This is a genomic window from Micropruina sp., from assembly GCF_027492755.1.
Lineage (GTDB): Bacteria > Actinomycetota > Actinomycetes > Propionibacteriales > Propionibacteriaceae > Micropruina.
Genome location: NZ_JAPUED010000232.1, coordinates 29,511 through 37,064 on the forward strand (window position 1 = coordinate 29,511; position 7,554 = coordinate 37,064).

Below are 7,554 nucleotides of genomic sequence, written 5' to 3' on the forward strand. Positions count from 1 at the left end.
AAGAAGAAGGACAAGAAGAAGGGCAAGAAGGGCAAGAAGAAGAAGTAGCGAGCCGCCGATCGTCGCTGGTCGGGCCCGTCGATCCGCGGAGAAGTCCGTAGAACATGGGGGTCGACGAGTCCGGCCGGCGACCCGGCCACGCATCGATCGGTGACTTCCTCGCCACACCGGGAGCGGGCGCCGATCGAGTCGACAAGGGAAGAGGGTGGTACGTGATCGTCGTGGCTGCGGTCCTGGTGATCGGCACGCTGGTAGTCATGACGGCTGGCTGGGTCAAGCCGGTCATCGCACTGGGCGCTGCCATCGTGGTCGCCGGGCTGCTCGGGATCGCCTCGCCGCGGGACTTGTTCGCGGGGCTCAGCAACGGCGGCGTGATCACCGTGGGGGCGATGCTGGTGATCGCCAAGGGCATCGTGCAGACGGGGCTGGTCGACCGGGTCACCCGCGCGCTGCTGATGAGCGTGTCGAGTGCCCGGCGGGCGTTTCTGCGGCTCGCGGCGCCGATCGGTTTCGCGTCCGGACTGATGAACACCACCCCGATCGTGGCCATGCTGGTGCCGGCCAGCAAACAGCTCGAACAGACCCGCTCGATCCCGGCGCGGGAGTTGATGCTGCCACTGGCGCACCTGACCACGCTGACCGGATCGATCACGTTGATCGGCACCAGTTCGAACCTGTTGATCGCGGGAATCGCCGGTGATGCCGGGGTGGAGATGAGCATGCTGTCCTTCGCGCCGGTCGCGCTTCCCGTGGCCCTGATCGGCATCGGCCTGCTGGCGTGGATCGGGCCGGGGATGCTGCGCGGGTCGGGGCTGGCGGACGTCCGGCCGCACGATTGGCGCGTCGAGCTACGGGTCGGCGAGCATGCGCTCGCGGTGGGCAGGGGCGCCGATGAGTTGGGTCTGCTGACCGCCCGTGAGCATCGGCTGACGGCGGTGCAGCGGGCCGGTGACGACCTCCCGCCCGAGACCCCGATAGGGGCCGGTGACCGGTTGGTGTTCGAGGCCAGCGAGGCCGGTATCCGGTCGCTCTGGGCCAGCCCCCTGTTGGGACTGTCGCCCCAGCATCTGTTCGCCGTGTCGGTGAAGGCCGGCGACCGGGGCACCTTGCACGACCTGAGCGAGAACGATGACATCGACGTGATCGCCGCACGGACCAAGGTCTCGCTGCGGCGCACCGCCCTCGTCCCGGGCGCCACCTGCTACGTATCTGCGCCGCGCGCCGAGGTCATCGACCGCAGCGAGTGCGTGTCGCTGTGGCAGAGCGTGGCGGGTCGCGTCCCCCAGCCTGGCAACACCTGGCCGGCGGTCGCGATCCTGCTGGCCGTGGTGTTGCCGGCCACCTTCGGGCTCGCCCCCATCGAGCTCACCTCGGTGGGCGGGGCGTTGTTGATGGTGGTGACGCGGGTGCTGACCGCCCGCTCCGCGGTGCGTGCCCTGGACTGGAACGTGCTGGCCATCCTGGCCGGCTCCGTGGGGTTGGGGGTGATCGTGCTGGAGAGCGGGTTGGCCGATCTGCTGGCGGCAACCCTGCAACGCATCGTCGCGGGGAATCAGGTGCTGGTGGTCCTCGTCTTCGGGGTGGTGACCGTGCTGCTGACCAACGTGGTGTCGAACGCCGCCGCTGCGTCCATCCTCACTCCGGTGGGCATCGCGGTGGCGACGGACGTCGGGATGGATCCGATCGTCCTGCTGGCGTTGATCGGCACCTGCATCTCATTCACCTTCCTCAATCCGTTCGCTCACCAGACCAACCTGATGGTGATCGGCCCGATCGGCTACAGCAGGACCGAATTCACCAGGTTCGGGATGCCGCTGACCCTGGTAGGACTGGTGGCGGCGTGCGGCATGGGCGTCCTGCTCGCCTCCCTACGATGAGCCCGGGAAGGGGCCGGGCGATGAGGGAGCCACGATCCCATGGGCGGTCATCAGGTGCCGTCGCGCCTCGGCAGGCGTCCTGCCCATCGTTGCTGCGTCCCAGCCCGGCGCAGTCGTCAGATCCGACCCAACCACCGGCCGGCGGCCGGCGCCACTCCTCAACGAATCGAGAATGAACAATGTCGATCTTCAACTCCGAGTTCGGTCGAGACGCCCATCGGGCGCGAGAGATCCTCGAGGTGTTCTCCCGCTACGGCATCGGCGAGCGGACGGCTCGCCAGGCGGCCGGCGGCGAGGACGCCGTGCCCGGCGGGGGCGGCTCGGCCGACCCCGGCCTGGCCTCGCTGACGATCGGCGAGCGGCTGTGCGCCGCGCTGGCCGAGCTGGGCACCTCATGGATCAAGCTGGGCCAGTCGCTGAGCATGCGGGCCGATCTGGTCGGCACCGAGGTCGCCCACGCGCTGGAGGGCCTGCAGACCTCGGTGCCGACGGACGCCCCGGGGCTGGCCCGCACGCGGGTCGAGAGGGAGCTCGGCAAGCCGATCGACGAGTTGTTCCGGAGCTTCGAGGACGAGGCCTTCGCCTCCGGTTCGGTGGCCCAGGCGCACCGCGCCGTCCTGCCGGACGGCACCGAGGTGGTCGTCAAGGTGCTGCACGACGGCACCGCCGAACAGGTGGCAGGGGACCTCTCCCTGATGCGGCGGCTCGCCGACTTCGCCGAGCGGGTCGACCCCGAGGTCGCGCGCTACCGGCCGAGCGTGATCGTGGCGCAGTTCGCGGCGATGATGCGGCAGGCGACGGACCTGCGCAACGAGCTGCACCACATGCGCCGGCTGGCCGCCGCCCTGGCCGACTGGACCTGGCTGACGGTGCCCACGGCCTACCCCGACCACTGCTCGACCGGCGTCCTGACCATGGCGCGAATGGCCGGTGCGCCGGTGCGCAGCGCCGAGGACGTCGAGGCCGCCGGCTGGTCGGTGAACGAGATGCACCGGATGGTCACCAAGGCCTGGCTGGCGATGATCTTCGACCATGGCTTCTACCACGCCGACCCGCACCCCGGGAACTTCCTGATCGCCGATCCCGAGCACCTGGTCCTGCTCGACTTCGGCGACGTGGGCTTCCTGTCCGCCGCGCGCCGCGACGACGTCGCCCGGCTGCTGCTGGCCGTCACCACGCGCGACGTGGCCGAGCTCACCGACGTGATCCTGCAGATCTGCGAACCGGCGAAGACGGTCGACACCCACGCCCTGGAGAGCGCGATCGACGAGTGGCTGGCGACCTACCTGCCCGCCGGCGCCGGTACGTCCGAGCGTGACCTCAATGCGGCGATGTCCGCCGGCATGCAGTTGCTGCACCAGTTCGAACTCGGCTTCCCCAGCGACCTGGCGCTGCTGCTGCGGGTGATGGCACGGCTGGAGGGCTTCGGCAAGCAACTCGGCAGCGAGGCGACCCTCGATGACGAGTTGGCGCCCTTCGTCAAGGAGTTCATGAGTCACGAGTACGACGCCGCGCATCTCGGGCAACGCGCCGCCCGCGCCCTGATGGCCTTCCGACAGGTGGCCCGCGATCTGCCCCGCGACCTGGTCGGCATCCTGCAGGACGTCCGCAGCGGCAAGGCCCGGATCGAGGTGAACCTGCGCGACGCCGACGAGGTCAGCGACAAGCTGGTGGACGGGCTGATGGCCGCCGCCGCGCTGTTGGCCGCGGGGCAGCTGCTCTCCCGCGAGACCCCGCCCCGGCTGAAGGGGGTGTCAGTGCTCGGCGCCGCGGCAGCGGGCTTCTCTGCCATCACCTGGAGCCGGCTGGTCTCTCGCCGAGCCGGCCACCTGTCCGTCGACCAGCGGCTGGTCCGGCTGGTTCGGCGCCGATCCAGCTAGAGATCCTCGTCGGGCCGAGCCCGTCGGTCAAGCTACGTCGAAACCCCTTGCCAGCAGGTCTCGACGTAGCTTGACCAGCGCCTGGCCGTCAGTTGCGGCTCTCGTCAGCCGGCTCGGCCTTCTCGGCGGCGTCCACCTCGGCGGCGATCTCGTCCACGACGGCCTTGTCGACGGCGCGCTGGACGATCTTGTCGGCCTTCGCGAGTGCCTTCTGCACCTCGACCATCGCCGGGTCGGAGATCAGCATGACCAGGCCGGAGTGGCCCGGCGCGACCCCGGCGGAGAGCTCCTCGGCGAATTGGCCGGCGTAGCGGTGGTGCCGTAGCCGCCCGATTCCCGCGCCGAGGGCGCCGCCGACCGCCAGGCTGCCCAGCAGCGAGGGCGGGAAGAACACGCCGACGATGGCGCCGGCCACCAGTCCCCAGCGCAGGCCGCGGCGGGTGCGCAGGTCGGTGGCCTGTTCGATGGTCAGCTCGCCGCTCTCGTCCTTGACCAGCACGAAGGCGCCCTCGATGCGCAGCCGGCTGGCGTCGGCGGCCTCGCGGAGCTCGGTGTAGGCCTCCAGCGCACGGCGCTTCTCGGAGAAGTCGGCGATCAACAGCGACCAGGCGCCGTCGGTGAGCAGGGCCCCGGCGCCGGTGTTCACACCGTCGGTCGCCTCCGCGACCACGGCGTCGACGTAGCCGTCGGTGGTTCCGGCGACCGTGATCCGGGCGTCGCCGCTGGTCGATTCGGCGGCGACCAGGGGAGCGCCGCCCGTGGTGACGCCGGTCGCGACGGTGGTGACCACCTCCGGCCCTTCGGCGGCGGCCTCGGCCGGTTCGCCGGGGGGGTTGACTGAATCGGGCACGATGCGTTCCTCTCGATCGTTCGCTGCTGACATGTGGTTTGCCGTCCGGGGCGGCCCGGCCACGTCCGAGCCGGTGCGTCCGGCTGCGCTCGTGGTGCGCCGGCCCGTCCGCGGTTCGTGGCTGGACTCACGCTAGGCGCGCGACGCACGTTGGCGACGAAAATGGTTCGGCCTGGAGGGGAAAACCCCCAGGGTTGAGGGGCACCTGCCGCCGGTCGAGGCGGTGGGTGGGGCGGGTCCGGGCGCGGCCGAGTGGGCAATCCTGGGGAGTGAGGGTGTAGTCTGCAAGACGGTCAGACACCGAGTTCAGCGACCGATTGGCCCGGCTGGCCTCCTTCGCACGCTGGTCATGCGGGTTCGCTTCCCGTCATCCGCTCCGGTTTCCTGGCCGCACGGAAATACCACCGATCACAGGAGCACCACGTTGCCCAGCACCGTCGAGCAACTCAGCCCGTCCCGGGCGAAGCTGACCGTCGAGATTCCCTTCGCCGAGTTGCAGCCCCATCTCACCAAGGCCTACCGCGAGATCGCCCAGAGCGTCACGATTCCGGGCTTCCGCAAGGGCAAGGTGCCGTCGGCGGTGATCGACCAGCGGTTCGGCCGCGGCGTCGTCCTGCAGGAGGCGATCAACGCCGCGCTGCCGACCGCGTACGGCGAAGCCGTCGACGCCAACAAGTTGGTTCCGCTGGGCGATCCCGAGGTTGAGATCACCAAGCTCGAGGACGGTGACCTGGTCGAGTTCGTGGCTGAGGTCGACGTCCGTCCCGAACTGACCCTGCCCGGCTTCGACAGCCTCGCGGTCACCGTGGACGTGCTGGCCGACCTGGAGTCCGAGGTGGACAGCCGCATCGAGATGATGCGCGAGCGCTTCGCCACCACCACCGAGGTCGACCGCCCGGCTGCCGTGGGTGACGTGGTCACCATCGACCTGGCCGGCACCCGCGACGGTGAGGCGCTGGCCGACGCGACCGCTGAGGGCATCACCTACAAGATCGGCTCCGGCGGCATGCTGGACGGCCTGGACGAGGCCGTCACCGGCCTGTCGGCGGGGGAGTCCGCCGACTTCAGCTCGACCCTGGTGGGTGGCCCGCTGACCGGCGAGCCGGCCGACATCCACGTCACCGTGTCGAAGGTGTCCGAGCAGCAGCTGCCCGACCTGGACGACGAGTTCGCCCAGCTGGTGTCCGAGTTCGACACCGTCGAAGAGATGCGTGCCGACCTGACCACCGGTGTCGAGCAGATGCTGCGCGCCGAGCAGCTCAACAGCGCCCGCGACAAGGTGCTGGAGGACCTCGTCGCGCAGGTCGAGTTCGAGCTGCCCGCCAAGCTGCTGGCCACCGAGCTGGAGGCCCGGCACAGCCAGGTCGAGGAGCAGCTGAAGGGCGCCGGGCTGACCCTGGAGCGCTACCTGGAGACCGCCGAGGACGAAGAGGCGGACAGCCCCGAGGCGTTCTGGGCCGTTGTCGACTCGCGTGCAGAGCAGAGCCTGCGCGCGCAGATCCTGCTCGACGCGATCGCCGACGAGCACGAGGTGGGCGTGGAGCAGCACGAGCTGACCGACCTGATCGTGCGCAAGGCGCAGTCGTCCGGCTCGACCCCCGAGCAGGAACTGCAGCACATGATGGAGCACAACCACATGTCGGCGTGGATGCAGGAGATCCGCCGCAACAAGGCGCTCGGCCTGATCCTGGCGCAGGCCACCGTCACCGACACCGACGGTGCGACCGTCGAGGTCGCTCCGGTCGCTCCGGAAGCGGACGCCGAGGACGAGGAAGAGGCTCCGGCCGAAGCCTGACCCTGATTCACCCGACGGGCTCCCGCGCCGCTGCGCGGGACCCCGTCGGCGTCTCCGACCACCTTCGCCCGATTCTGGTACGCGGGGACTGGTACGCGGGGACGGTTCTTTTCGTTCCACTTCTGGTACGCGGGGACGGTTCTTTCGTTCCACTTCTGGGACCCCGTGGTACGAGGGGACGGTTCTTCTCGTTCCACCTCTGCTTCGATGGGGGACGGTTCCCTCGGTCACCCATGGACGGACGCGCGGTCTGCCGTCAGCGAACAGTCGCGGGATGACCTTAGTTTTGTCAGTGCCGTTGGATAGGTTCGCAGCGTGAACGACATGCGACCACTGCCACCCTCGGCCGCCGCACCGTTGCGGGCCGCGGCCGGCCTCAGCCCCGCCGGAATCAATGACTCCGTGTACCAGTCCCTGCTGGCGAACCGGATCATCTTCCTCGGCTCCGAGGTCCGCGACGAGAATGCCAACGCCATCTGTGCGCAGATGCTGCTGCTGAACGCCGAAGACCCCAGCTCCGACATCTACCTGTACATCAACTCGCCGGGCGGCTCGGTCGACTCCGGCATGGCGATCTACGACACGATGCAATGGATCAGCAACGACGTGGCGACGGTGGCCATGGGCCTGGCAGCCTCGATGGGGCAGTTCCTGCTCAGCGCCGGCGCGAAGGGCAAGCGGTTCGCGCTGCCGCACAGCCGGATCATGATGCACCAGCCGTCCGGCGGTCTGGGCGGCACCGCGTCCGACATCCGCATCCAGGCCGAGCAGTCGCTGCACATCAAGAAGACGATGTCGGGGCTGATCGCCGAGCACACCGGCCAGAGCGTCGAGCAGATCGAGGCCGACTCCGATCGCGACCGCTGGTTCACCGCCGAGCAGGCGCTGGAATACGGGTTCATCGACCACGTCTATGAGCGCGCCGCCCAGATCAGCTCGAACTCTCCGAACCAGTGAGGACCGTCATGACCACGCCCGCTCTGCCCGGTGGCCTGGCTCCGGCCGGCCCGTCGATGGACTACTACATTCCGCAGTGGGAGGAACGCACCAGCTACGGCGTCCGGCGCGTCGATCCCTACACCAAGCTGTTCGAAGACCGGATCATCTTCCTCGGCACCCCGATCAGCGACGACATCGCCAACGCGGTGATGG

The 7,554-nt window shown here is 69.4% G+C and carries 5 protein-coding genes and 1 pseudogene; 5 read left to right on the forward strand and 1 reads right to left on the reverse strand.

The features are described 5' to 3' along the window. Positions 1–212: 212 nt before the first annotated feature. Together Q0066_RS15900 and Q0066_RS15905 are read left to right on the forward strand one after the other, a co-directional pair. Positions 213–1,877 carry an SLC13 family permease gene (locus Q0066_RS15900; RefSeq protein WP_298134765.1) on the forward strand — a complete coding sequence of 555 codons (1,665 nt, stop codon included), beginning with the start codon at positions 213–215 and terminating at the stop codon, positions 1,875–1,877. 179 nt (positions 1,878–2,056) lie between these two features. Beyond that, positions 2,057–3,757 carry an AarF/UbiB family protein gene (locus Q0066_RS15905; RefSeq protein WP_298134767.1) on the forward strand — a complete coding sequence of 567 codons (1,701 nt, stop codon included), beginning with the start codon at positions 2,057–2,059 and terminating at the stop codon, positions 3,755–3,757. Between the two features lie 88 nt (positions 3,758–3,845). Here the strand turns inward: Q0066_RS15905 and Q0066_RS15910 are convergent, their stop codons facing one another. After that, a complete protein-coding gene (locus Q0066_RS15910) occupies positions 3,846–4,607 on the reverse strand; it encodes a DUF1269 domain-containing protein (RefSeq protein ID WP_298134769.1) in 762 nt (253 codons plus the stop codon). A gap of 424 nt (positions 4,608–5,031) precedes the next feature. Here Q0066_RS15910 and tig point away from each other — a divergent pair, with 424 nt between their 5' ends. The 3 genes and pseudogenes from tig to clpP all read left to right on the forward strand — a co-directional run. Further along, positions 5,032–6,402 (forward strand): trigger factor, encoded by a 1,371-nt coding sequence (gene tig, locus Q0066_RS15915; RefSeq protein ID WP_298134771.1) that lies wholly within the window; start codon positions 5,032–5,034, stop codon positions 6,400–6,402. A 324-nt stretch (positions 6,403–6,726) separates the two neighbouring features. Beyond that, complete coding sequence (locus Q0066_RS15920) at positions 6,727–7,359, forward strand: ATP-dependent Clp protease proteolytic subunit (RefSeq protein WP_298134773.1); 633 nt, start codon at positions 6,727–6,729, stop codon at positions 7,357–7,359. 8 nt (positions 7,360–7,367) lie between these two features. Then, positions 7,368–7,554: pseudogene (clpP, locus tag Q0066_RS15925) on the forward strand (ATP-dependent Clp protease proteolytic subunit); the annotation flags it as partial.

Coding starts and splice junctions, on each gene's coding strand:
- Q0066_RS15920 (WP_298134773.1), top strand. CDS start 6,727: ATGCGACCACTGCCACCCTCGGCCGCCGCACCGTTGCGGGCCGCGGCC.
- Q0066_RS15905 (WP_298134767.1), top strand. CDS start 2,057: ATGTCGATCTTCAACTCCGAGTTCGGTCGAGACGCCCATCGGGCGCGA.